This is a genomic window from Candidatus Formimonas warabiya (assembly GCF_002777255.1).
Taxonomy (GTDB): domain Bacteria; phylum Bacillota; class Dehalobacteriia; order Dehalobacteriales; family Dehalobacteriaceae; genus Formimonas; species Formimonas warabiya.
The window spans coordinates 5,531,065-5,557,353 of record NZ_CP017634.1 but is presented as its reverse complement, the minus strand read 5'-3'; the positions used below and the strand labels follow the sequence as shown (position 1 = coordinate 5,557,353).

Genomic DNA, 26,289 nt, shown 5'->3' with positions numbered 1-26,289 from the left:
ATACAGGTTATGGATCAGGCCTGTCTATCCTTATTCTTCAAACTACTATATGAACATTTTTTGTATATTCATTGGCACATGTTTGGGCCGGGCATAGAACAAAAAAGAAAAGAGCCCGAAGGCTCTATCCTTATATCTTGATCTTGTTTTAATGCCTTACGGCAATGGGTCCGGCACAATGGAACCAACCACCATATGAAGTCCGGCATGATTCGTTCCTCAACCTTTATTCGGAGAATATTCCGGTGCCGGCTCGATTTGCTCAAGATCATCATAATCCAGCAATTTGTAAACAGTATTAACCGCAGATATAATCCTTGCCGGATGATCCGGATCGGCATTAAAATGCTGATGCACCGTATTGACAGGAATGACAACTATATCTCCGGCTTCCCAGTCAAATCTTTTCGGTTCTTTATCCGCAACCCATTCATAGCGATGTGTCAGTTCCATATCTACATCCCAATGCAGGTCATAACCCCGTCCTTCCAGAACAATAACTACTTCCTCAGCCATATGGCGGTGTTTCCCGGATTTACTGCCTGCAGGGATCTCTTGGATATAAGTGTTCACTGTTTTAGCGATCACATCCATTTGGTCATTGGTCATATGCTTGATTTTACCCTGACAGCATTCTTCCCAAGGCATATCCTCGGGATGAATCACTGCCATTAATTTTTCGCGCGTTTTGGACACACCACGGGCGGACTTAAGATTATCCTCATAGTATGTGGCGGTTGCGTCCCCTTTTTTCCAAGCTTCAAACTCTTGATATTTTTTCATCGTCATCTCTCCCTTCCTTTAATCTTCCGGTTTATAGCCTTCCCAACCCGGCAGGGATTCTTTATTTGCCGGTGTAACCAACCCCTGAAAAGTCAGGTTGGCGAACATTGCTAATGATTTGCTCTTGATGATTAAGATCCGGGCCGGGACCTCGCTGGTACAAAAATGCTGATGCACCACTCCCGCCTGAACAATCACCATATCCCCGGCCTTCCAATCGTATCTGACCCCATCCTCTGTGCTGAAACCGCTTCCATCGAGAATATACAATAAAGCATCATTTTGGTGACCGTGCAGCTGTGATTCTGTCCCCGGCAGTATTACCTTCATATGGAGATAGATGGTCTGTGTTCCCCCGTATTTAGGATCGAGAATCACCTTATTGAACATACGCGGGCCACCCTTAAAAGGTATCTGACTGGTCTTAAGTACCCTTGGCAACGCCCTGATTCTTCTCCTTTCTTCTTTTAGGTCATAGTCACCGTCAAGACCTCTGACATAAACCCTTCCCTTTGTTTCCCAAGCCTCCAACACTTTTTCCGACAAAACGATCTCCTCCTTATTGTTTTATATCCTCTCGGCATGTGCCGAGGGTGATAACATGTACCCGGTCCGCCTTGATAAAACTATTCTGTTTATCCATGTATCCATGTATACATAATTTTTGCCACTTTCATCCTTTTTACGAGCATGTTACATGTGCTCCCTTTTGATGATTTCAAGAGCATCAATAAAAAACCACAAAGGCTCCATTATTCCTGCACAGAACAAAGAACCTTCGTGGTTCAATTATTTTTCCTTATTTACGATTCGTGCTTTTGAACTTATTTAAGAATGGCCTTCAACCTGCCGACTACTTACTGGCGGGTTGCGTACTCTTCACATTTCTTTTTTGCCACCAGCCGATCAGCGAAGTAATAAGCAGAATTAAGAGGAGTCCCACAATGGCTGAGACAATATAGGCTAACGCAGATTGCATAAAGGTTCCCTCAAAACCGGGGATGGAGTAATCGGGCAACGCCGCCGTCCAGATATCCGCATATTTGGCCATCCCTTGAGGAATAAACCCTAATAAACCTTGCATTTCTTCCCCCGACCATTCACCCCAGGCTGTTCCGGAAGCCAGCAAACCCAGAGGAGCAAAGATCATCAATCCAATCAGGCCATACCACAATTTTTTATAACTCGGAGCAGTCCCTGGAGCAGCATCTGTTGAGGTCCGGACAGGATACATTTGCAATAAGCCGGGATTGGCACTTTGCAAATATTTGACGACAAGTCCGGTCACAACCCCTTCGATGGGGCCGGCAATCAGCATATGGGCAAAAGCCATCGCGGGCAAAGCCTGACCTAGGGTATAAGGGGCGTATAGGGGAGTGCCGTCGGCGGCATGAAACAGGGTCGGTTGAATGCCAAATTCAAAACCGGCCACTAATGCGGCGATATTGATGGACACATATCCGGCAATCACAGCCGCGACAACTCTCCGGCTTGAAGTCACCTCTGAATTGCCGGATATGAGACGGTAAATATAATAGCCCACCAGGGGCATGACAAATGCCATATTGAAAGTGTTTGCGCCGATGGCCAGAATCCCGCCATCCCCAAAGAAAAAAGCTTGAATAATAAGTGCGATGGTCACACCCACTGTTGCCGCCCAAGGTCCCAACGTGATCGCCATTAAGGTGGCGCCTACGGCGTGGGCCGTTGTGCCGTCCGGGATCGGCACGTTATACATCATAATGGTAAAAGAAAATGCCGCTCCGATAGCCAAAAGGGGCACCTGTTTTTCCTTTAAGGTCTTTTTTAGTTTGGTAGCAGCAGTCGCCCATACGGGAATCATTGCCGCGCCCAGTGTTAAACAAGTCTGCGGACTTAAATATCCGTCCGGAATATGCATATCGATCCCTCCCAAATTTTACATACTAATAAATGATAAAATGATTACAAGAAAACATCCGGCCTCCTCTCAAAAAAAAAAATAAAAACGTACCTCAGGGCTTCTTGTTCTTCAAGAAACGAACCTTCTTGGTACGTTATCCACTCTTATTTATTTGTTTTTAAAAAAACGATTGACTCCTGATACCTTCGTGGTATCAACGTAATTTATTATACTTGATATTTTGGGTATCGACAAGGAATTTTTTGTCATTCTTATGTTTAATATTTTGTCATCTGGTTTTTCATTCATGGCTATGGTAATGCCGGTGTTCCGATTCATGGGCATGACGGTGATAATATTCATCAATCAGGTTCACGGAAAGCAGCAATTTTTTATCCCCTAGAATCTCTTGGGGATCCCCGTGCGCCACAATTTGGTGCTCCTCGTTGAAGACGATCACCCTGTCCGCAATTTCCTCCACGATATCCAGGTTGTGGGTGCAGGTAATGATGGTTTTTCCCCCTTGGTTCAGTTGCCCAAGCAGGTTGATCAGCCAGCGCTGGGTACGGGGATCAAGTCCGCTGGTCGGTTCATCAAGGATTAATATTTCCGGATTCATGGATAAAATTGAGGCAATGGCCACCTTTTTCTTTTCTCCCCCGCTCAGCTTATAGGGCGGCCTGTCCTGCAAAGGATCCAGCCCCAGCATACTCAGCACTTCCTGGGTACGCTTTTTCACCTCATCGATGGTCAAGTTCATTTGTAAAGGACCAAAGGCCACTTCCTCCCACACGTTAGCCGAAAATAGCTGGGCATCCGAGTTCTGAAAAACAAAGCCCATGCGCTGCCGAAAGGCCTGGGAAAACTGGGCATCATTTAAAGTTTCTTGGGTGACAAGCTGCCCAAAGGCCTTGTAACTGCCTTTCTGCGGGAAGATCAACCCATTGAGGATCTTTTGCAGCGTAGATTTACCCGATCCGTTGGCGCCTAAAATCACTAATTTCTCACCCTGATAAATATCTAAGTTGATATCTTTGAGCACAGGGTTTCCCTCAGAATATTGAAAAGACACATTCCTTAACTCTATGATGATGTTCCTATCCAAGGGCAATTTCACCTCCAAAAGCTGCTAAGATACAGATCAAAACCAGGACCAGCCATTGAAAATCCAACAGGGTCAAACGAAAACGAGAGAGAATTTTGGGTTCGCCGGTGAAGCCTCGAGAAAGCATGGCGTTATACACTTCCTCGCTCAACGCATAGCTTTTGCCAAATAGGCTGCCCATGGTATGGGAGACAAACTTGCGCCCTTCCTGGGTGCTGATTTTCCCGATGGTTCGGCTCTTTCTGGCGATAAACAGATCGGAAGTAATATTGATCAACACAAAAATATAGCGATAGGTCATTTCCAGCGTCATGATAAAAATTTTCGGCACAGCCAGCACCCTTAAAGCTTTCAGGAGATTTGTCCACCTGGTGGTTAAGGTCAGCAAGACAGCCAAAGAAACGGATAAGCCTACACGCATGATGAGCAAGGCCGCTCCCCCCAGTCCTTGTTTCGTAATAGACAGCTCTGCCGGAAAAAGAAAGGGCCCCACATGCACTTGATGACCAAAATCAATCAAGGTGACCAAACTGTCTCCCGGACGAACATAGTTAAACAAAGAAGGGAGCACCATAATTCCAGTAAACAAAGGGATGACCAACCAGACCCTTTTTAAATACAATTTAAGAGGGATCGCAGAACACAGGGCCAAAACGCAGCTCAACAAATATAGCATGCTCAAAACAAATATGTTGTGCATAAATGCAGCCGTTAAAATCAATAAAAGCATGGTAATCACTTTCATTCTGGGGTCAATTCTTTGCAGAAAACCTTTTCTCAAGGCTACTTCTTCAGAAAAAATGACCTCTTTCACAAAATTGGCCATATCATCCATGGTTTTTTCCAAGAAGTTGACTTTTTTTCTTTTTCCCATGCAGCCACAAGGGCACATGCCCATTTCTTTCTGACTTAACAACCACTCCGGAATCTGGTCCATCGATTTCACCGGCCTTATCCCCTCTCAACAAAAAACCACGAAGTCGCTTCGCTGATTAAGCTAGACCTCCGTGGCCTTATTTTAATCGATGAAACTGTCTTTTTCAATCTCGCCCCAAAAAGTGCCTTCCTGACACCGTTATTTTTATTATATTCCATGATGATTTCCATATTCCTTCTTCCGTTTCACACTTAAAATAAAATAAACATATGAACATTTTTTCATATATTTATTGACAGGTTCTTTGGCCCGGGCGTATAATATTATCATCATATATGATCATTTGTTCATATGTATGTTTTATATTTAAAGGAAAGGAGCCAGATGAGAATGGTTGACAAATACGGTATCGAAAAGTGCGACTGCACCGTTATCCACGAGGACATTATTGCCTCCGTACAGAAAAAAATGCCTCCGGAAGAAAGCCTCTATGACCTGGCCGAACTTTTTAAAGTCTTTGGCGACACCACAAGGATTCGCATTCTCTGGGCTTTAGCCGAATCAGATATGTGTGTGTGCGATATTGCCGCTCTCTTAAGCATGACCCACTCAGCAATTTCCCACCAGCTGCGGGTCCTGAAACAGGCCCGGCTGGTCAAATACCGGAAGGAGGGCAAAGTCGTCTATTATTCCCTGGATGACGAACACGTAAAACAAATATTTGATCAGGGCTTAACCCATATCAACGAAAAATAACATCGCACCAAGAAAGAGCAGGGAGAGGATGAAAGATGATCAACGGATTAAAAAAAGAACTTATTTTGGAAGGTTTGGACTGCGCCCACTGCGCCTTAAAAATTGAGCAACAGGTTAACAATATGGCAGGAGTTGCTTCCGCTTCCCTGAATTTTGCCACTCAGACCCTGACCATCCAGGGAGGAGAAGGATCAGATCTCCAGGCCATCCTATCCGGTACCAATAAAATCGTCAAAGAATTGGAGCCCCATGTGAAAGTAATGGAAAAGAGAGAGGCTCAGAAAGAAGATCTTCTGCCCGCCCAGCCTTCAAATGTCAAAAAAATCATACGCATCGGCACTGGGGCTTTTTTCTTCCTCATGGCCATTCTTTTTTCTTTACCAAGCCAGGGGGAATTTGCCCTTTATCTGGTCAGTTTTCTCCTTGTTGGCGGCGACATATTGCTGAAGGCCGGGAAAAATATCACCCAGGGCCGGATTCTTGATGAAAATTTTCTCATGTCCCTTGCTTCCCTGGGTGCTTTTGCCATCGGCGAATACCCGGAAGGGGCTGCCGTGATGCTGTTCTATCAAGTCGGGGAATTCTTTCAGGATCTGGCTGTTAACCGGTCCCGGCAGTCCATCGCCGCTTTGATGGATATCCGCCCCGACTATGCCAACCTGAAAATAGGCAGCGAAATCCGCAAGGTATCCCCCGAAGAGGTAAGTATTGGCGACCTGATTCTGGTCAAACCGGGAGAAAAGGTCCCTTTAGACGGCCAGGTCCGGGAAGGTACCTCCTCCCTGGACACCTCTTCCCTCACCGGGGAATCAATCCCCCAGGATGTGGAAAGAGGGAGCCTGGTGCTATCCGGTGCCGTGAACAAAAACGGCCTCCTCACTGTGGAAGTCACAAAAAGATACAGTGACTCCACCGTTGCCAAAATCCTGGAAATGGTGCAAAACGCAGGCAGCAAAAAAGCGCCTACGGAAAATTTCATTACCAAATTTGCCCGTTACTATACCCCTTTCGTGGTGGGTACCGCCGTCTTGCTGGCCTTCCTGCCTCCCCTCTTTATTCCAGGGGCGTCCTTCACCCAGTGGATCAACAGGGCGCTGGTATTTCTGGTGGTATCCTGCCCCTGCGCTCTCGTCGTATCCATTCCTCTGGGCTTTTTCGGCGGCATCGGCGGCGCATCCAGGCGGGGCATCCTCATCAAAGGGGGAAACTATCTGGAAGCCCTAAACAAAGTAGATACGGTCGTATTTGATAAAACCGGCACGCTCACCAAAGGAGTCTTTCAGGTCACTCAGGTGGTGAACAAAGGTGAGCTCACCAACGCCGATCTTCTGGAATACGCCGCCTATGCGGAAAGCTATTCCAACCATCCCATCGCTCTTTCCATTCAAAGAGCTTTTGGCCGGGAAATCGACGCCCGAAGGATTTCAGGCTATGAGGAAATTTCCGGCCATGGGACCAAAGTAACCATGGAAGGCAGAGCTGTTCTGGCCGGGAATGACCGGCTCATGGAACAGGAGAATATTCTCTATGAAGACCCTGAAATTCCGGGCACCATCGTTCATCTGGCCGTAGACGGAGCATATGCCGGGTATATTGTCATCGCCGATGAGATCAAATCAGATAGTCTAAAAGCGGTGAAAGCCCTAAGAGACCTGGGGGTAAAAAAACTTGTCATGCTTACGGGAGACAGTAAAAGAGTAGGAGAGCAGATCGGAAAGGAATTAGCATTGGATGAAATCTATGCCGAACTGCTTCCCGATCAAAAGGTACATCAACTGGAGCATCTCACGGGAAAAAGCCGGTCAGGAGGCAACCTGGTATTTGTGGGAGATGGTATCAACGACGCACCGGTACTGGCACGAGCCGATATTGGCGTCGCGATGGGCGGCCTGGGTTCCGACGCCGCCATCGAAGCTGCCGACATCGTCCTGATGACCGATGAACCGTCCAAACTGGCCGAAGCCATTAAAATAGCCAAGAAGACCCGGAATATTGTCTGGCAGAATATTATTCTCGCCTTAAGCATCAAAGGGATCGTGCTGATTCTGGGCGCCGGCGGATTGGCCACCATGTGGGAAGCGGTCTTTGCCGATGTAGGCGTAGCCCTGCTGGCCGTTTTAAACGCTATGCGGGCCATACGGGGTCAGGCTTAAATACCAGCCTGACCCCGTAAAATACCCAATTTCAGGTTGAAACAAATCAAAAAGCCAATCCTAACCCCCTTACTAGTTGAGCCACAACAAAGCATACGATGATCCCGGTAATGGTCGGCACCAGGAAAGAAACAAAGGCCCATTTCATACTCTGGGTTTCTTTTTTGATCGTCCATAGCGTCGTGCCGCAGGGATAATGCATCAAAGAGAACAGCATCACGCAAACCCCTGTTAACCAGGTCCAGCCGTGTGAAACCAGAAGGGTTCTCAGTTCCTCCAGACTGTCTAATTCCAGCATGCTACCGGCAGCTAAGTAACTCATGATGATGATGGGCACGACAATTTCATTGGCCGGCAGGCCCAGGATAAATGCCATCAGGATATATCCGTCCAGCCCAATGAGCTGGGCAAAGGGCTGAAGGAAATTGGCACAGTGGACCAGAAGGGTGACTCCTCCTACCTGTATGTTTGCCATACCCCAGATCACCAGTCCGGCAGGCGCCGCCACACAAACTGCCCGGGCTAAAACAAACAGGGTCCTGTCAAGAATGGACCGGACTAAAATCCGTCCCAACTGAGGTTTTCTGTAGGGAGGAAGTTCCAGGGTAAAAGAAGAGGGCATTCCTTTTAAGATCGTTTTCGAGAGAATCTTAGAGATCACCAGCGTCATAAATACGCCCAGCAAGACGACGGCCACCATAGCGAATGTAGATACGAAAGAGCGATAAGGCTGAGAGACTATCCCTCCTAAAAAGATTGATGATACGGCAATCAGAGTGGGGAAACGGCCGTTGCAAGGAACAAAGTTGTTGGTGATGGTGGCGATAAGTCGTTCCCTGGGGGAATCAATAATCCGGCAGCCAATAACACCGGCCGCATTGCATCCGAAACCCATGCACATGGTTAACGCCTGTTTTCCGTGGGCACATGCCCGTTTGAAAAAACCATCCAGGTTAAATGCCACACGAGGCAGGTACCCTAAGTCTTCCAACAGGGTAAACATAGGGAAGAAAATCGCCATGGGCGGGAGCATGACAGAAACGACCCAGGCTAAAGTCCGGTACACACCCGTGACAAGAAGGCCGTGCAGCCATGCCGGCGCATGGATACTGAAAAAAAACGCGGTGAGATGTCCTTCCACCCAAAACAGGAAGGTAGCGATCATCTCCGAGGGTACATTGGCCCCGGCAATCGTAAGCCAAAACACGATCCCCAGCAGGCATACCATGATCGGGATGCCAAAAACTCTGGAGGTAAGGATGCTGTCGATTTTGCGGTCCCATTTGTTAAAGCCCCGGTCTTCAAAAACAACCACCTTATCACGGCAGATTTCTTCCGCTTTATGCACAATCGTGGATACCACCAGATCCCTAAACCGGTCTGAGTCAATGTTATTTTTCTGTAAGAACTCTTTTGCCCTTGTCAGCGAAGCAGCAAGGGTTTCTTCAACTGCCGGATTGAAGCAAGTTCTTAATTCAGAGGAAGACTCTACTCCCTCTGAATTTATAGAACTGCACATGCATGGCGTACTTGGCGTTGAACTCCCGCTTAAAGAAGTGGGAGACTTACGCCAAGTAGCCAGGTGAAACCCCAGATAATTCTCTAAAGAGCGTAAAATGGACTTTTCCCCATCCAGAAGTTTCAGAGACACCCAGCGGCTGTTTATTTCATTACCGACCAGCTTTGCTACGTCAGGCTCAATCATTTGAACCGCCTGTTCTATCAATGGGTCATAAGTGATTTCTAAGGGAGTGGTCTTAAGCTGTTTTTGCGCTACGCTATAGACCGCATCCATGAGGCCATTGAGGCCCTTTTTGCTTCTGGCACTGGTGCCGATTACCGGTACGCCCAGTTGCCTTGAAAGCTCCGTGAGATCAATTTTAATTTTTTTCCGGTGCGCTTCATCCATGAGATTGACACATACCACAACCCGATCGGTAATTTCCAGTATTTGCAGGACCAGGTTCAGATTTCTTTCCAGGCAGGTAGCATCAGTTACCACTACGGTCGTATCCGGTTTACCGAAGCAGACGAAATCTCTGGCAATCTCCTCCTCCACAGAATTTGACATCAGGGAATATGTGCCTGGAATATCGACGAGGGTAAATTGCTGCTCCTTAAATCTGCACCTGCCTTGGGCATTGATGACGGTTTTACCCGGCCAGTTTCCCGTGTGCTGGTTAAGTCCCGTTAAACTGTTAAAAACCGTACTCTTTCCCACGTTGGGATTTCCGCCCAGTGCTATAACCAGTTCGTTACCGGTGGTCCTGACATCAAAGGAGTTGTTTAAAACACTTACTCCTGTTGATTGACTGGTTAAACCCATTTGAAAACTCTCCTCTCCCATTTGTTTTAGTTGCGGTTAAGATTATTTCCCAAAACCAATATATGTGGCTAAAGCTTTAAGTGCTAATCATATAGGAATAAATTTTAGGCTTCTCTACCCGCAAGCACCCGGGGGGTTCCGGCAGGAAAAAAGAAAAAACCGGATCAAGTTCCGGTTCTAGGGGAGAGGAGAATAGAGAGTAAAAATTTATGTAAAAACTGCTGCTGCAGTTGTGATTTTGGAAATGTCTTATGCTTCAAGCCAATGACAATTTTCCCTTTCCTCAGTGGTTTCATTTTATTTCCATGTTTATATTCTATCTGGCAATTATGTCAGTTTTGTCACAGTCATTTGAACATTTTGTGTCAAATGAAGAAGAGAAAGACTGATCTCAATGATTGTGACAACACCACCTAGAGAGGATCAACTTTTTACATTTACAATAACTTGACACTAACTAGCAAATTAAATTATAATGAATTGAAATATGAATGGAATGATATCCCATTTTTATTTCTATAAAGGATGATTTTTTATAAATCTTAGCCTGAACTTATGGCAATGCAAGCTTGTTGGCAGATGAACTTTGCCAACTTTTCTTTGGAAAAATTTAAAACTGCGTGTAACCAGGAGATATATGCTTAGGCTTTGAAAAATTGGCTAAAATGCATTTGAAAATGCCTATAGAAGCAGAAGAACTGCCCATCATCCTTAACATTATATTATGTTGTAAAGTTGAAATGTTTAAAATGTAAATCAAGAAGGTTTACATTGCTAAAATTGAAGAATAGCAGAACGTATTACCATGAAGGTAAGGGTATTTTTGTATACCCGTTATTTTCATGGTTTTTTGTTTTTAAAGCGAAAAACATAAAAACAACGTTGTTATGGGAACAAAAGTATCATAATACTTTTGTTCTGTGCAAAAAGAATAAACAAAAATAAAGAAAGGAGGAAAACTTAAATAAAGAAAGAGGTGAGGGATTTTATTTTTTGTCTAAACAAGGAAAGGAATTTAATGGGGAGGATTATGTTGGAGAGAAAAAAAAATTTAAAAAGATTAAATAAACGCATGTCTTTTTTAATTGCACTTGTATTTCTATGGACTTCTGTGCTACCAGCCGGTGCTAATGCAGATACAGCAGTAAATATTAAAAAAGATGCGATTGCCCAAAAAAACATTTGCCTGTGGGAACCGTATAATTTGGATTCTTTTGATTTGGGACAAGAAAGATTTCCCTATGAAAGCCAAATAGAGGAGAATGAGGATCCCTTACCCCCTGTTATTCAAGATGTTCCAAGCATTCAAGGAGAAAAAAGCATCATTTCCGATCAGATACTGGTGAAGTACAAAAATGTTCCATTAGAAAATAAGGGATTGAAAAGTTTATCTGCAATCCGGGAATCAGCAGTTTCCGAAATCGTTTATCAAGTGGAAAATTGTGATGCTGAAGTTGTCAAGATGGATGTACCGACGGCTTCTCCATATCTGGGCGTAGAAATCTCTTCTAAGAAAAAAATAGATGCGGTTATTTCTGCCCTTGAAAGCTCCGAGGCGGTAGAGTACGCGGAACCAATGCTGCGCTTCTTTGCTCTGGGGAGCGGAAGTGCATTGGAGTATAATGATCCCTATTATTGCGGGAATTTGCAGTGGGGACTAGATGCCGTCGATGCCTTAGAACAATGGGATAAAGACATCGTGCAGCAAAACCTTTCCCATGTGACCATTGCTGTTGTAGACAGCGGAGTCCAGTTAAATCATGAAGATCTGGAAGATAGGATCGTCCCAGGCTATGATTTTGTGAACAACGATCAGGATCCCGAGGATGGTGAGGGACATGGCACTCATGTGGCCGGGATTGCCGCCGGAATTGCCAATAACGGCAAAGGGATTGCCGGTGTGGCAGGCGGCGCGAAGATTATGCCGATCCGTGTTTTAAACAGCGAGGGACAAGGTAATCTGATTGATGTATTAAACGGCATACTTTATGCGGTAAATAACGGGGCGGATATCATCAATCTCAGCATGGGCACGGATGGAGACAGCAGGGCTATGCAAGAGGTTATTGATTATGCCGTATCAAAGAATGTATTGGTCGTTGCTTCCACCGGCAATGAATATGATAAAAGAAATATTCTCTATCCCGGGGGCTGCGAAGGTGTTTTGGCCGTATCGGCTTTTCAGTGTGTGGAGGGAGAATTTGTGGAAACAGATTTTGCCTCCTTTAATCCGGATTTATCGGCAAGAATTGTCCATGCCCCCGGGATGAATATTGTCAGTACCTATCGGGATGACAATAGAGCGGACAGGTATGAATATCTCATGGGGACGTCCATGGCCGCTCCTTTTGTCACCGGAATGGCGGCATTGCTGAAAGCACAGGACATGGGCCTGAAAGGGAGGACGTTGTTCCAAGAAATAATCGACAATACTTGTGCACAGGATTATCAATATTTTGATGAAAAAGGAAGGATCCAAAAAGATTCCACCGTACAAATGAAGATTTTAAATAATGATGGGATCAAAAATTCCCAGCCTGTAAGATTTAAACAGTTTGTCCTTGATCCCGGAAAGACCTTGATCAAAGGGGAAAGTACGATAGAAATCCGTGCCCAAAATGAGGTTGGCAGCACGGATACCACTGCCGAGGACCAGGGGACATTGACATACCGCCGGGTAAGATATTCCGAAAGCCAAGGATATGTGGCGGCAGACGGGAATGAAATTAAAAAATCATTTACACTTTCCGGAGGAAGGGCAGAAGTACCCGTTGATTTAAGCCAATACTCTGTGGGAGACCAGATTGGGTTGCAAGTAGAAAGCACGCAAAGCCATTTTCAGTCACAGAAGGTGATTGTAAAAGTAGGGGGTCTGGCTAGGCAAAAATTTGTGATTACCATTCCGGATCATGGGGTGATTCCTGAAAAGATCGGCATCGATATCTATTGCAGGGACACTGCCGGGGGGAATAAGTACGACTATCTGGGTACGGCCGACGCACAAGTGAGACCGGATGATGGGAAAACTTTTACCGCAACCGTTGAATTGCCCTATGGCGACTATAAATTTAATTATATCCTGCCGGATTGGCTAGAGGACTATACCTTGGATTATTACTTAATGAATGAGCCCATCGGGGGTAATGAGCATAATCCTGTGGTCACGGTGAATTCTCCGGAACCTGGCGAGATTGTGGCTGCTTTGATCCGGGATGAGGATTTTCTGCAGGATATTGGCGCCCATGCTTCTCCCCTTGTCCTGGGGGGAGAGGCCAGTGATGTCACCTTTAAACATTATGGACAAAGCAGATGGTTTAAGATTGATACCGCCGGTCAGAACAAAAAGGGCTATAGCCTCCAGTTTTTAAGCGTCAGCGATGACCCGGTCAATACCTCCAGTGAGCTGCTAAGCCTGGAAATATTTACAAAAGACGGGGTGGGAAACCTGACTCCCCTTGAGGACAGCGGTGGGAAGATATTAAGCAGTAAACAATATGTCAATAGAAATATGTATCAATCATTTGCCTGGGGAACGGAAAGTGTGCCGGAAGGAGAGTACTATATTCGAATTAAAGGACAGGATATACCTGATATTTTAAGTACCCTGAGGATTGTGGAAACTCCTGTGGTAAAGGTCAAAATGGATCTTCCCGCCCAGTCCAGAGTCGGTATAGCGATTACCAATAACAACGGCGGATGCTATATGAATATGAGAGAGAATTATCAAGAGGATGGCTCAACTAGTGAAATAAAGGACTGGGTCTATATCATTCCCGCCCCGTCAGGCGCTTCCGTAAAGATTGAATACATCAATGAGATTCATGATCCGGCGTCGATCTATTCCGGTTATGGGGTATATAACGTAGCAGGTATGAAAGCGACATCAGCCGGGGCTTCTTCTTTAGATTTGAAAAATTTGCCGGCGCTGATCCAGATGGCCATGATCAAAAAGGAAGATGTTCAGGATGACTATCCAGGCATAGATAATCCCATAGCGGTAAATGTAAAAAAGGTGGGTACGCTAGACTATTTTGAAGATGAGGATACCTTTAAATTTACGGTCAAAAAAGAAGGACCATTTGTTTTTCGGGTAAAATGCGATATCTATTGCCACGTGGATTTGTACCGGAAGAGTGGTCAGGAAAATCAATTGTTGAAGGTCTTGATTAATGACAACCTTTATAATGGCAACAGTTTGACGACACCTTTGGAAGAAGGAGACTATGTTTTAAAGATATCTAACTTTGGCGAGTATTTGCCGGGAACACTGGCAGGTGGTAATTATACCCTGGTGATTAATGGAGATAATGGTCCCCCTGAAGATCCGGGTGAGAATCCAGGCGAAAATCCGGGAGAAGATCCTGGTGACGATCCGGGAGAAAATCCGGGTGGTGGTTCCGGCGGGGGCTCTGGCGGTGGTTCCGGGGCAGACAGTGCGGATTCAGGGGACAGAATTGTCCAGTTGGAAAATAATCCGGATGGCTCCTGCAGTGCCACCGTAAAAGTTCAACCTAAAATATTAAATACGGTGAAAAATAATTCTCTATTGATCGATGCCTCTATTCCCTCAGTAAATACAAGGGATTGGGTAATAGAAATACCGGGGGAAATTTTAAAGGAAACCAGCACAAAGAAGATAGCTTGGACCATTAAAGGCAATGATTTTGTATTTTCCATTCCGGCAGAGGCTCTGGATACACAGGGCAACAATCTAAGAATAACGGTACACCCGGAGAAAAAAGAGATCCTGGGTTTGGAGAATTCTGTCAGCAAAGCATACGAAATTAACTTTTATCATGGAAACGCATTGATGAAAGAATTTAGCAGTCCTATTGAGATAACTCTTGCTTATGATGCCGACAGAGTAGCCAATCCGGCCAGACTGGGCGCTTATTGCTATCGTAGCGATAGTAAGAGTTGGGACTATGTGGGCGGCAAGAGTACTGGTTTAGGACAATTCACTTTCTCAGTTTCCCATTTTTCCCAATATATCATCATGGAAAAGAAAACGGTATTTGGAGATATCGAAAACAGTTGGGCTAAAATGGACATTGAATGGATGGCAGACCGGGGCTTTGTAACAGGTTTCAAGGGCAATTTTTATCCTCAGAATAAAGTGACCCGGGCGGAATTTGTATCCATGCTGGTAAAAGCCTTTGATCTGGAAAATGATGGGGCAGGTACGGTGTTCCAGGATGTACCTTCTGACGCCTGGTATGCCGAGGATATTGCCAAAGCATATGCAAGTGCTATAGTGCATGGTAAAACAAAAGACACATTTGTACCCAATGCGCCGATAACCAGAGAGGAAATGGCTTCTATCATGATGCGCGTGTATGAAAAAAATGGCGGAAAGGCTATTCATGAGGAGGCTGCAACCAGGTTTACCGATGATGCCAGCATCAGCGACTGGGCAAAAAAGGACGTTAATGCTGCGCAAAATATTGGTATTTTGCACGGCTACTCTGATCAAAGATTCGCCCCAAAAGCGAATACCACGAGAGCAGAGGCCGCCGTGGCAATTAAGGCGTTTTTGGAGGAACTAGCATATTAAACCGCCTTATTTTGGGGTGATTTTCAGAATTGATGATAAGGGAGAGTTGAGAGATGAAAAAAAATAGACCGAGTAAAACCAGAAAATGGATGCCCTACCTGCTTTGCTTGATCATGCTTTTTGGTTTTATTGCCATGACGGGCACGGCAAGTGCGGAAAAAGGAGCATCGGATGTGGCCAACCACTGGGCGGCGGCGCAAATTAACAGCTGGATGGAAAAAGGATGGATTACAGGGTATCAGGACGGCTCTTTCAAACCCAATAATTACATCACCAGAGCGGAGTTTATGGCTTTAGTCAGTAAAGCACAGCAACTTAGCCAAAAAACAGAGATTCATTTTAAGGATGTCAAAAAAGATGCCTGGTATTATGATGATGTCGCCAAAGCCGCTGCTGCCGGCTATCTAAGCGGCTATGAGGATCAAACCATCCGCCCGGAAAAGAATATTACCAGGGCGGAGGTTGCCGCCATCATCGGCAAATTAGCAGTGTTGTCTTCCGGCGGTACTGATGCTTTGAATTCTTTTCGTGATCAGGAAAAGATCCCTGTTTGGTGTAAAGATGCGGTAGCGGCGGTAGTAAAAAACAATTTGATGAACGGTTATCCTGACGGTACTTTTGCCCCTGCCAAACCAATTACCCGGGCAGAAGCGGTTGTTACTTTGGCAAAATTAAATGACTTTACCCGGGCCCGTGTGACGAATATTGAAAAAGAAGGAATTTATGAGTTAATTGATGGCAAAAAAACTGTGGAAGGCAACGTCTCCATTCATGTACCGGGCGTTACATTGAAAGGGATTACCATTAAGGGAGATCTGGTCATTGCCAAAGGGGTTGGGGAAGGAGATGTCTGGTTTAATCAGGTAACCGTCACGGGGAAAACCCGGATTCAGGGCGGCGGGGCTAATTCCATCCATTTTGAAAATTGTATTTTAGAAAATACGGTGCTGGTGGAAAAGGTTGGAGATACTGTGCGCGTTGTCTCTTCAAACGGTACCGTGATAAAACAATTGTCTGCCGATGAGAATGTCATTTTGGACGGCGCCTATCAGAAGGTTAATATTAGTGGAAATGATATTCAGGTTACGATCAAAGGTACGGTAGATACCCTAATTGTGGCAGGCGAGCAAACCAGGGTTATCAATGATGGGAGCATTTCAGATTTTACAATTGCAGATAATATTCCGGGAACAACGATAGAGAATAATAACAAGATCCAAAGCGCGGTTATCAATGCCCCGGCTGTCATAACGGGAAGCGGCTCGATCAATTCTGCCACATTATCCTCGGCCGCTTCCGGAACAACTTTCAGCAAGGAACCGGCCAAGCTTGAACTAAGTGAAGGCGTAAAAGCTACTATTAACGGGAAAGAAGTAGTCGGTGAAAAAGGTGGGACAACAATTACTGCCGATAAGACAACGGGAAGCTCGGGCGGCGGACATTCGGGCGGCGGTGTTGTATCCGTAACGATCAAAGAAATGACGGTTTCCAAAGGAAGCTCGGCTACAGAGCTGATCGTCAGGGCCACCGTGGCAAATGCGGCAGAAAATGCCCAGGCAGTATTTGAATTGTATCCAATGGGCAGTGAAACAGCAAAATATACCTATACCGAGACCGCGGAAAACGGCTTGATCAGCCATACTTTCAGCGATATTACAGAAGACAGTTATCTGGCTAAAATAACCATTGGAAGTGTCTCCGCAACAAAAGAATACTATACCATGGGGAAAAAGGTTGAAATGCTGCAGGAACTCCTGCTTGAGTTTCCCACAGACAAAGAAGAGGCAGACAAAATCGCCGATAGCGACCTTCCCGCCTTGAAGGGCATGGTCGCAGAGGCAAACGGGCTGATTGACGAATTGGTCAAAGAAGGCTATCCCCGTGAGGACATTAAAGGGGATATCAACGATGCCGGACCTGTAGGCGGTTTTTATAATTATCTGGGTCTTGGTTTTGCCACCGAACGGATTGATCGTTTCCTTTGGGAAATGGAGTATATCTTTGGCGTTTTGCGGGATGAGGATGAAGGGGGAGGCCGCTTTGCGGATTTAAGTATTGATGGCACTGTGATCACCATGAAGGTTGTGAAAAATGCGCGAATCGGCGATATTTTTGACGGCCATCATATGGGAGAATTTTTGCCTATTTATGGACAGCCTGTGCTTTTCACCCCCAGCACCTTGCAAATTGCCAATATCAATATCATCCCGGAACCTGTTGGGTCGGATATTGGCATGGGTATCATGAGTGTGGCGGGAAAAAGAAATATCAACTACGCTTTTGTAAAACTCGCCGGCAAAGATTCCCTTGCGGATACCTGGCTGAACGATGTTGTGGGCACAAGCTTCTCTGCCACCCATAACGGAAAAAACTATTGTGTCAATATTACTGCGGAGCATGCCAACAAAGGGATGCTGGCAAGAGAAATCAAAGCTTTTAGCCGGCTGCCGGAAGACTATTATACTTCAGGTTCTATGGAGAATTTGGCCGCGGCCGTAAATGACGCCCAGAATATTGTAGATAGCGCCAATCTTACGCCGGAACAGCTGGACCAGGCCTATGAAAAAATCAAAAATGCTCAAAAGGCATTAAGATGCAATATTGCTGTGGATCAAAGGTCCCTTAGCAATGCCGTCGCCCAGGCGGATCAAATGCAGCAAGAAGATTACCCGCTCTCTTTTTATAGTTTTATGGAAGAGAAAAAAAGAGAGGCCGAAGGTGTTTTAGCGCAATCGAGGCCCACGGCACAAGAACTGCAGCTGGCATATAACCGCTTAAATGATGCCATGAGGGAGTGTGTCCTGGGAAAAGAAAAGCTTGATTTATATATCGAAAAAATCATGGCATTACCGGAGAGTGTAGAAGCTGTCAATAGAGTAACGAGTGTCACTTTCCTGCAAAATTTATATAATCAATGCGTGGCAGCGCAAAATGCTGCCGTCACATACGGTGTTAGCAACAAGGACATCGCGGATGCAGATTTCGTCAGCGGCGGCAGGCTGAATATTGCCTACGAGAAGCTAGCCACGATGAATAAAAGTTTACAAGTACTGGAGGAAATGAAATATGCCTTGATCCCCGAATATAAATTGGGTGGCGATATTCCCCTCGGCGCTGCGGTTTCTATGGACATAAATGATATTAATTTTGTGACAAACGAGATCAATGTACATATTATTGATCCTGAAGCCCTTCTGGCCGACATCTTAAAAGGAGCCCGTTTGCTGCAATATCAATATGACGCTCAGATTCCCGCTTCTTATCCCAACTATATCACTGTTGGATCAACAAGAATAGCCACTAGTCCAACGGCGATTGTATCCCCTACAGGTATTCTGCTTTTTCGCAATGCTTTGCTGGCACAAACCAAGATACAATATAAATCAATATCTTTAATGGATATTAAAAATATTAATTTCTATATAGAATTCTATGATAGCATTTTGCCCAAATATAAAGTGAATTTCGTATTGTTTGACATTAATAAGGACTTCTTAGAAGAAAAAGTTGCCTATGCCAAGAATTCCATGCAAACATCTATTTATTTCAATGATGTATATGTGGCAAATCTGCTTCCCGAATTAAATGAACAAGTGGCGGTGATGGAAGATATCATTGCACGGTATGATACCCTCACAAAAGAAGAAATAGAAACGGCATATAAAGCCTTTAGTGCCGCCTCCAAAGATTGCACGACTTGGAATGCCAAATTCAATGAATTATTATATGTCCTTGATGGATATCCCGCAAACAGAGAAGAAAAAAATGCCATTCCTAAAAGCAAAAGAAGCAGTCTTGATGCCGATATAAAAAACACGGAAAGCATCATTACGTTGCTCAAGGGCTATGGGGTAAGTCAAGAACAGATTGAATCTTTACCGAATTATGCCAATCTAAATATGGCAAAAGAACGGGTGGCGGAATTTGATAAATTAAATATTTTAAACAGTCAAGGATTGATGAAGCTTCCCAAAACAAAAGAGCTGGCCGATGCCATCACCACCCCTGAACAAATTGCGGCCTTTCGTGCGGTTTATGCCGATGTAAAAGCGCAAATAGCTACACTGGTAGAGTTGGGAGTTCCTTATAGCGAAATAGAGGCACTGGCGGATTATTTCCGTCTTGCTATTGCCGAGGCTAGGATCGCCGATCTGGATGCGTTGGAAAATTTGTCAGGCGAAAGTGCCGTTCAGCCGGACAATCAAGAAAATATGGTGGATGATACGGAAAATATCTCCCTTCAATTGGACAGGTTAAGGGAAGCGCTGCAGAAACTGCCGGATACCAAAGAGGAGGCGGATGCTATTACCGGTGTGGAAGAAATTACCGGGCTGAGAAGCAATTATGCTGAGGTGCAAGAAAAAATAAGGGATCTAGAAAATCTAGGGTATGATATGACCCAAATAGAAGCTTTGGACGATTATTTTCGGGTTGCCATCGCCGAGTCCAGGATCGCCGAACTGGATGCGCTGGAAGATCTGCCAGGCGACGCTGACTCTGAACCGGACAACCAAGAAAATGTGATGGATGATACAGAAAATATCTCCCTTCAATTAAGCCAATTACGGGAAGCGCTACAAAAACTGCCGGATACCAAAGAGAAGGCGTATGCCATCATCGGTGCGGAAGAAATTACTGAGCTGAGAAGTAATTATGCTGAGGTGCAAGAAAAAATAAGGGGCCTGGAAAATTCAGGATATGACATGACCCAAATAGAAGCTTTGGACGATTATTTTCGGGTTGCCATCGCCGAGTTCAGGATCGCCGAGCTGGACGCAGCAAATGAAATCATTGGCTTAAAGGGTGTAATAGGGCACTTTGGTGATCCGGTACATAAGGAGAGGCTGGCAAGCTGAGCGCCTATCAATTCAATTCAGAAACGGTTTTGAATTGATTTCAAGAGCAAGTAATCATTGATAGGCTCTTTTGGAAAAATCTAGAATGAAACTGCTTATGCGGTTTCATTTTTTTATAAGCAAGTAAAGTAAATTCAGGTAAATTCGGGGACGGTTCTTGAATTGAATGAACTATATGTACTATTACAAAGAAGAGGTATCAACGGGAAAACGGACCCCATTCAATTCAAGAACCGTCCCCGAATTTACAAATAAAAGCCCCGCCTTCCTGGGAAACCGGGTATCTGGTCAAACATAAAGATCAAGTTGAACCCATTTTAATGCTCTCCCCCCCTTAAATTGCTTCCACCAATATATTTGAAGCCAATTCAGACCGCAGGGCAATCACGGCACCGCGAATGTAATAGGCGGTTGGGTCGCCGGAAGGGCTTTTTTGGATGGCCTCTACCGGAGTATTGATAATCAACCCTAGATCAAGCATGCGTCTCCTCAAATCACCGTTAATGGTAATTTGCTTTACTCTAGCCAGGTTACCTATGGGTAACTGATTTAACCGTATTAATGCCTCTCTCATAAATTCTCCCCCTCATCTTATTAGCGGCGGCTAAGTTGTTTTCCTAAACCCAATATATGTGGCTGCATGCTATAATGCGCATGAAAAAAATAAAAAAGTGAGAAGATTCTTTCCTTCTCACCTTCTGGGTGTGGCACCTCTTTAAACAGATCGGTTCAGAATGACAGTGACGATACTAGCACCTGATTTTTCGTTATGGCATCCTGCCCAGGGCTTGATTTTGCGCCGTGATAAAATGGGCAAATTGCTGAACATCCTTTGGCTCTACTTCAAAGACCACATATTGGGGCTGAATAAAGTCGATCACCTTCCGAATCGCCGGATCATCAAAAGGGACATGGACGTCAATATTTAAAATATGGTCCCGGGCTTCCAGAAACCGGTCCCAAATATTTTCTATTTGATCTAATTTTTCCGCCTTTCCCGAATGATCTTGCTGTAAATAATCCCCGCATAAAGCCATATTTAAATGAATCCCTTTAATCCACTCCTTCACGGCGCCTAAATTTTTCAATGTATCCAGAATATAGTTCACCGCTTCTTGCCCGTTTGTCAACCTGGGATTGGTAATCATCAAATGTCCGATGTCCAGCATAAACCCTTTATTGGGGTATTGAATCCTTTTGATAAACCGTTCTGTTTCATCCGGGTCCAGGAAGTTTAAGCCCGGCCACCATAAATTCTCACATAATAGGGTAATTTCCCCCTCTTCTTCCCGGAACACTTCGTTAATCAGATCTGCCGCAGCATCCAACACTTCCCGGTCATGATAAGAAAATTTCCAAGTATAAATATGGGCCAGCTCCACATGGCTCACATGAAAAACCACATACTTCACTTTTAATTGTTTGGCAATCCTTAATTCATTTTTATAATGGTTAATCATACATTGGGGTGTCAGCCCTTCGTAATACATGCGAATATTTTCTTCATTGCCGAATTGACGTAAAAGGGCTTCCTTGTCCTGACGCAAAAAATCCAAACATACCGGCCAATAGGTCAAATGCAGCCCCTGCACCAAATTGGGGGGAATCGCCGTCAGATCCGGGGCATCGTGATGAACAATCAACTCCACCCCGTCCAGCCTGTTTTTTTTGGTAAAATCAGCTATTTGATGCCAGCTCTGCTCAAACCAATTCAAATAACGTGACGATGACGCAATATTCGTTAAATACACCATACCCACCTCTATTTCATTCTTTAATTCAATTCAAGAACCGTCCCTGAATTTACTGTGTAAAATGGAAAGCAGCAGTTTCTCCCACAGGGAAATAAAATACTCCGGTTCCGGTGCCGTTACCGGCACCACGGGAATGCAAAACTTCACGGCGGTCAGGGCCGCCAGTTGGTTGCCCGCCTCCAGGGCTTCTTCTCCGCAGAACAAATTCCACAAAAATTGATCCAGCACATGCAGATAGAGAGAGGTAAAAGTTACCAGCCAAGGGTCCTGGTCCATCCGGTGCAAACAGGATAAAAACTCGGCCCTGGTCATGGCACCTTCCCTTTCCTGCCGGTAGTCCTGCCACAGGGTTTCTTCTGTGATGCCGAACCGTTTCATGCGTCGCAAGATACTATGCTGACGCTGGGGAGACAGCCTGGTCTGGCGCCATAGGGCTTCTTTGACCGCCTGCTTTACCGTGCGGCCGATCAGTTCGCCCAGCTTGGAATGTTTGCCCGCACTCTCCAGGTATAAAGGGGAAGCCGGGTTGGCCACGACCATGGTTTGGTCTGTTCCGGACCCGGTCGCCAAACCGGTGGAATAATTGCTGCCTACCATCAGCTCCTGGAGGGCCGCCGTTTTGGCCTCCGTGCAGGTGACCAGGGCCCGGGCCAGAATCCCGGGAGGTAGGTCGGCATCAATCACCAGGATAATATTAATCGTTCCCGGCGGGGGAGAAGCCCTTTTTTCCCCGGGGGAAAAATAATCCGCCGGGTCCCCTACCCGTCCCCCGTTCGCTTCCACGCCCCCGGTGGCCAGGGCGGTAACAGTGAGCTGCTGAAAGCTTTCCGAAAGGATGGCCACGTTTTCCATGGCTGCGGCGGTGCCCATGCCGGAAACCCGGTCCGGATCAAGGCCGGCTTCCCTTGCCGCCTGGCGCATCTGTTCCTGATAGTCGGAAAGCCGGGGCATAGCGGCAGTACAGTCGATCTGATAGTTAAAAATAGCCGTCAGAGCTTCCCTGTATCCCCCGTGGAACAAAGAAGTACTGAGAACTTTCCGGGGCTGATTAAACAAGACAGCTAGGGTATGGGGATACCGGTACACGTAATCACCTGTTGATAATTCGAGCAGCTTCATTCTGTTTCCTCCTAACAAAGAATACGGCCAGACTATACTGGTACAAAGGTAAAGGCCGTGGATACCAAAGACCGGCTGCCCGTATCCCAGTCAAACAGCAGCACCCCCTGCTCCAACCCGCTGTAGGTGAGCCGGGTTGCTCCATCGGCAACCACCACGCTTTGGGCTGCGCTAAAATCCAGCATTTCCTGGTTGCCGGTTTGGTTGCACACCCAGACGGGCAGGCCGGAAACCCGGGAACATCTTTCCCAGCAGTCTTCCGGCCCGTGTTCCCCCGGTGCCCAGGCTGCCGGCACGATAATCACATCCGCGCCCCGGTCCTTGAGCATCCGGGCATGGTCCACAAACCAGGAGTCGGCACAAATCAGGATGCCCGCCGTCATCTCCGCACAGGGAACAGGCGCCAGGCTCTCTCCTTTGGCAGCCCAGGCTTCCGTGTCTCCGCCATGGGACCGTATTTTGCGATGACTGCCCAGCATCCGGCCTTCCGGACCGATAACCAGACAGCTGTTATAGTATTTTCCCGTTGCTTCATCCTGCTCCGCACACCCTAAAAAAAGGGTGAGCCGGTGCCGGACCACCAAGCGGCGGATTCCCTCCAGAGCGGGGGCAGGCTGGACCGGAATCTGGTTGGCATATCCTTTTCGGGCAAAAAAATAACCCTGAACGGCCGTTTCCGGTGTGATCACCCAGTCTGCTCCCTGTTCCGCCGCCAAACCGATGGCCCGCTCCAGCACCTGTATATTGGCCTCCTCCGGACCACCGCTTAGATTTAAATGTAATAATGCCGCTTTCATGGCCCATTTCACTCCTCTTCTTATAGATGGATTATTCCGCTTTTGCCCATACCTTGATACCGATAACAAAAAAAAGGGCAAAATACCCGAGCAAAATTGCCGGGTGCAAAAACATCCTGAAAATATCTCCTCCTTCTCCTCTTAAGGCCAGGCTGGTTTGGGTCAGGGGTAACAGCCAGATAAATTCCTTAATGCCCCAGGGCATTTTATCCAAAGGAAAAAAGGTACCGCACAGAAAAGACATAGGGGTGATGATAAAATTGCTAAATTTGGCAATATCCCTATGGGATTCAATGATCAGCCCGACCGCAAAACCCAAAGCGGCAAAAACATAGCAATTTAAGAGGGTGACCAGGATAAAATAAGCGTCAAAACCCAGGCCTACCCGAAGAATGAGGGATAAGGCTATGATCATCAGGGCGGCATAGAAGCCCCGCAATGCTCCGGCCGTAACCTTCGCCGCGGCATAAAGGGGAATAGGCAGCGGGGCAACCATCAACTCTTCGAAGGATTTGCTGTAGATGCGGGCAATGTTGATATCATTGGCCACATTGCCGAAGCTCAGCCCCATGGTGGTTAAGGCGATGATGCCGGGAATCACAAAATGAACATAGCTGCTTCCCCCCACCTGGATTTCACTGCCCAGGCCCCAGCCGAAAACAAGGAGATATAAGAGGGGGCCGATCAAGGTCCCGACCGTATTGCTCCAAAATTTTCTTTTAAAAAAAATATAGTCCTGCCACAAAACAGCCTTGAATTGCTCCATCTTCACCCTGTCCCTTTCAATTGGTTAAGCAAACAAAGATATCTTCCAGATTAGCCGGACGGATCTTCACTCTGCCCTGGATTCCTGCCGCCCACCGGACCGCCTCCTCTTCGGAAAGAAAAAACCTGCGTTTGGTCGTTCCCTGGTGAAAATACTCCAAAACAATTTTCCCTGTTTTTTCGATCAGCCTTTGGGGGGTATCCAGCTCAATCAGCTTCCCCCCATCCATCAAGCCTATCCGGGTACACAGATTTTCCGCTTCCTCCATGTAATGGGTGGTCAAAAGCACCGTTAAACCGTTTTTGTTTAACTCTTTCATGAGGTCCCATATTTTCCGCCGTACGGCCGCATCAAGACCTACCGTGGGCTCGTCAAGAAGGAGGATTTGAGGCCCATGCATTAAGGCCCGGGCAATCATCAGCTTTCTTTTCATTCCTCCGGAAAATTTCCGTACCAGGTCCCCAGCCCGGTCCGCTAAACCGGTAAATTCCAACAGCTCTTGAATCCGCTTGCGGCGCAGCTCTGTTTTCATTCCGTACAGACAGCCGTGAAACTCCAGGCTTTGCCAGGCCGTGAGCTCGTTCTCCAGGTTCAAATGCTGGGAAACGGAACCGATTTTAGCTTTCACATCCGTCCGGTTGCGCCCGGTTTTTTCTCCGTCAATATATACGGCCCCCTCCGTAGGCACCGTCAAAGTGCTCAGCATCCGGATGGTGGTGGTCTTTCCGGCTCCGTTTGGTCCCAAGAGGCCGAAAAATTCCCCTTTGGCAATGGTCAGATTTAATTGATCCACCGCCGTAATATCCCCGTATTTTTTGGTCAGGTTATGAAAAACCAGCATTGTTATCCCTCCTCTCCGGTTCGCCTAAGCCTGCCGAAAAGAAACCGTCAGCTTCTTTTTAAACCTGAGTAGAATCTGGTAAAAGGACCGGCCGAAGACCAGGGAAAAAGCCACATTGCCCGCGGCATGGACGGTATCAAAAGGAAAGCTCAGGGCATAGGTAGCCAAAAAGGTCTCCCAGTTTAAAGGATAAATAAAGCTGACCCAATGCCAGATATTCATCACCCAGCCGAAAAGATAGCCGCTTGCCCCGCCCAGGATGGCAAAGGCCACCGGCTGATACCCTTTGGCATGGCTTCCCAGTAAAGCGGCGCCTACTCCGCACATGCCCCAGCAGAACATTTGCCAGGGGGTCCAGGGACCCTGGCCTAAAAAAAAGTTGGATACCAAGGCCGCCAGCGCCCCTACCATAAAACCGGTTTGGGGGCCGAAAACGTAGCCGCTGATCATAACCAGGAAAGTGGTGGGCTGCAAGCTCATAATCACCGCGAAAGGAACCCGGGCAATGGCTGCTAAAGAAGCCAGGGCCGCCGTCAGGACCACTTCTTTGGCGGAAATGTCCTGATGCTCAAATCTCCGGAAAAAGGTGAATAAGGCCAAGCCGACAATGATCACGGAAAAAAGGGCCCAGTTGATATTGTTGAGGGGGTTTTCCGGCACCATGCTGGCGGCCAGCAACAGGGCAATCAGGACCATAACCCCAATTTGATTTTTTTTCAT

Annotated in this window: 17 protein-coding genes; 4 read left to right on the top strand and 13 right to left on the bottom strand. The window is 46.4% G+C overall.

Annotated features, from left to right (window positions below):
- Positions 1–219: 219 nt before the first annotated feature.
- The 5 genes from DCMF_RS25085 to cbiQ form a co-directional block, all read right to left on the bottom strand.
- Positions 220–783 (bottom strand): cupin domain-containing protein, encoded by a 564-nt coding sequence (locus DCMF_RS25085; RefSeq protein WP_214658892.1) that lies wholly within the window; start codon positions 781–783, stop codon positions 220–222.
- Positions 784–801: 18 nt separating this feature from the next.
- Complete coding sequence (locus DCMF_RS25080) at positions 802–1,329, bottom strand: cupin domain-containing protein (protein WP_148136966.1); 528 nt, start codon at positions 1,327–1,329, stop codon at positions 802–804.
- 307 nt (positions 1,330–1,636) lie between these two features.
- The gene (cbiM, locus tag DCMF_RS25075; protein ID WP_148136965.1) at positions 1,637–2,683 is read right to left on the bottom strand and encodes a cobalt transporter CbiM; all 1,047 of its coding nucleotides are present in this window, start codon (positions 2,681–2,683) and stop codon (positions 1,637–1,639) included.
- Between the two features lie 283 nt (positions 2,684–2,966).
- A complete protein-coding gene (locus DCMF_RS25070; RefSeq protein WP_148136964.1) occupies positions 2,967–3,770 on the bottom strand; it encodes an energy-coupling factor ABC transporter ATP-binding protein in 804 nt (267 codons plus the stop codon).
- A complete protein-coding gene (cbiQ, locus tag DCMF_RS25065) occupies positions 3,763–4,707 on the bottom strand; it encodes a cobalt ECF transporter T component CbiQ (RefSeq protein ID WP_236860369.1) in 945 nt (314 codons plus the stop codon). The genes DCMF_RS25070 and cbiQ overlap by 8 nt, the downstream gene beginning before the upstream one ends.
- A gap of 330 nt (positions 4,708–5,037) precedes the next feature.
- Between cbiQ and DCMF_RS25060 the strand changes: the two genes are divergently transcribed.
- Entirely contained in the window at positions 5,038–5,403 is a 366-nt protein-coding gene (locus DCMF_RS25060; RefSeq protein ID WP_148136962.1) for an ArsR/SmtB family transcription factor, read from the top strand.
- 35 nt (positions 5,404–5,438) lie between these two features.
- Positions 5,439–7,556: a heavy metal translocating P-type ATPase gene (locus tag DCMF_RS25055; protein ID WP_148136961.1), complete on the top strand. Its 2,118-nt coding sequence runs from the start codon at positions 5,439–5,441 to the stop codon at positions 7,554–7,556.
- 46 nt (positions 7,557–7,602) lie between these two features.
- Here DCMF_RS25055 and feoB read toward each other — a convergent pair whose 3' ends face one another.
- Positions 7,603–9,882 carry a ferrous iron transport protein B gene (gene feoB / locus DCMF_RS25050; RefSeq protein ID WP_148136960.1) on the bottom strand — a complete coding sequence of 760 codons (2,280 nt, stop codon included), beginning with the start codon at positions 9,880–9,882 and terminating at the stop codon, positions 7,603–7,605.
- Between the two features lie 1,030 nt (positions 9,883–10,912).
- Here feoB and DCMF_RS25045 point away from each other — a divergent pair.
- Positions 10,913–15,436 carry a S8 family serine peptidase gene (locus DCMF_RS25045; protein ID WP_214658891.1) on the top strand — a complete coding sequence of 1,508 codons (4,524 nt, stop codon included), beginning with the start codon at positions 10,913–10,915 and terminating at the stop codon, positions 15,434–15,436.
- Positions 15,437–15,489: 53 nt separating this feature from the next.
- The gene (locus DCMF_RS25040) at positions 15,490–20,292 is read left to right on the top strand and encodes an S-layer homology domain-containing protein (protein WP_148136958.1); all 4,803 of its coding nucleotides are present in this window, start codon (positions 15,490–15,492) and stop codon (positions 20,290–20,292) included.
- 334 nt (positions 20,293–20,626) lie between these two features.
- Here DCMF_RS25040 and DCMF_RS25035 read toward each other — a convergent pair whose 3' ends face one another.
- The 7 genes from DCMF_RS25035 to DCMF_RS25005 form a co-directional block, all read right to left on the bottom strand.
- Positions 20,627–20,866: a FeoA family protein gene (locus DCMF_RS25035; protein ID WP_148136957.1), complete on the bottom strand. Its 240-nt coding sequence runs from the start codon at positions 20,864–20,866 to the stop codon at positions 20,627–20,629.
- Between the two features lie 193 nt (positions 20,867–21,059).
- Complete coding sequence (locus tag DCMF_RS25030) at positions 21,060–22,046, bottom strand: TIM barrel protein (RefSeq protein WP_214658890.1); 987 nt, start codon at positions 22,044–22,046, stop codon at positions 21,060–21,062.
- A gap of 30 nt (positions 22,047–22,076) precedes the next feature.
- Positions 22,077–23,165 carry an adenosylcobinamide amidohydrolase gene (locus DCMF_RS25025; RefSeq protein ID WP_148136955.1) on the bottom strand — a complete coding sequence of 363 codons (1,089 nt, stop codon included), beginning with the start codon at positions 23,163–23,165 and terminating at the stop codon, positions 22,077–22,079.
- A gap of 32 nt (positions 23,166–23,197) precedes the next feature.
- Positions 23,198–23,962, bottom strand: a complete 765-nt coding sequence (locus DCMF_RS25020) for a carbon-nitrogen hydrolase family protein (RefSeq protein ID WP_148136954.1) — start codon at positions 23,960–23,962, stop codon at positions 23,198–23,200.
- A 31-nt stretch (positions 23,963–23,993) separates the two neighbouring features.
- Positions 23,994–24,728 carry an ABC transporter permease gene (locus DCMF_RS25015; RefSeq protein WP_148138073.1) on the bottom strand — a complete coding sequence of 245 codons (735 nt, stop codon included), beginning with the start codon at positions 24,726–24,728 and terminating at the stop codon, positions 23,994–23,996.
- Between the two features lie 16 nt (positions 24,729–24,744).
- Positions 24,745–25,569: an ABC transporter ATP-binding protein gene (locus DCMF_RS25010; RefSeq protein WP_148136953.1), complete on the bottom strand. Its 825-nt coding sequence runs from the start codon at positions 25,567–25,569 to the stop codon at positions 24,745–24,747.
- A gap of 24 nt (positions 25,570–25,593) precedes the next feature.
- Positions 25,594–26,289, bottom strand: a complete 696-nt coding sequence (locus tag DCMF_RS25005; RefSeq protein ID WP_148136952.1) for an ECF transporter S component — start codon at positions 26,287–26,289, stop codon at positions 25,594–25,596.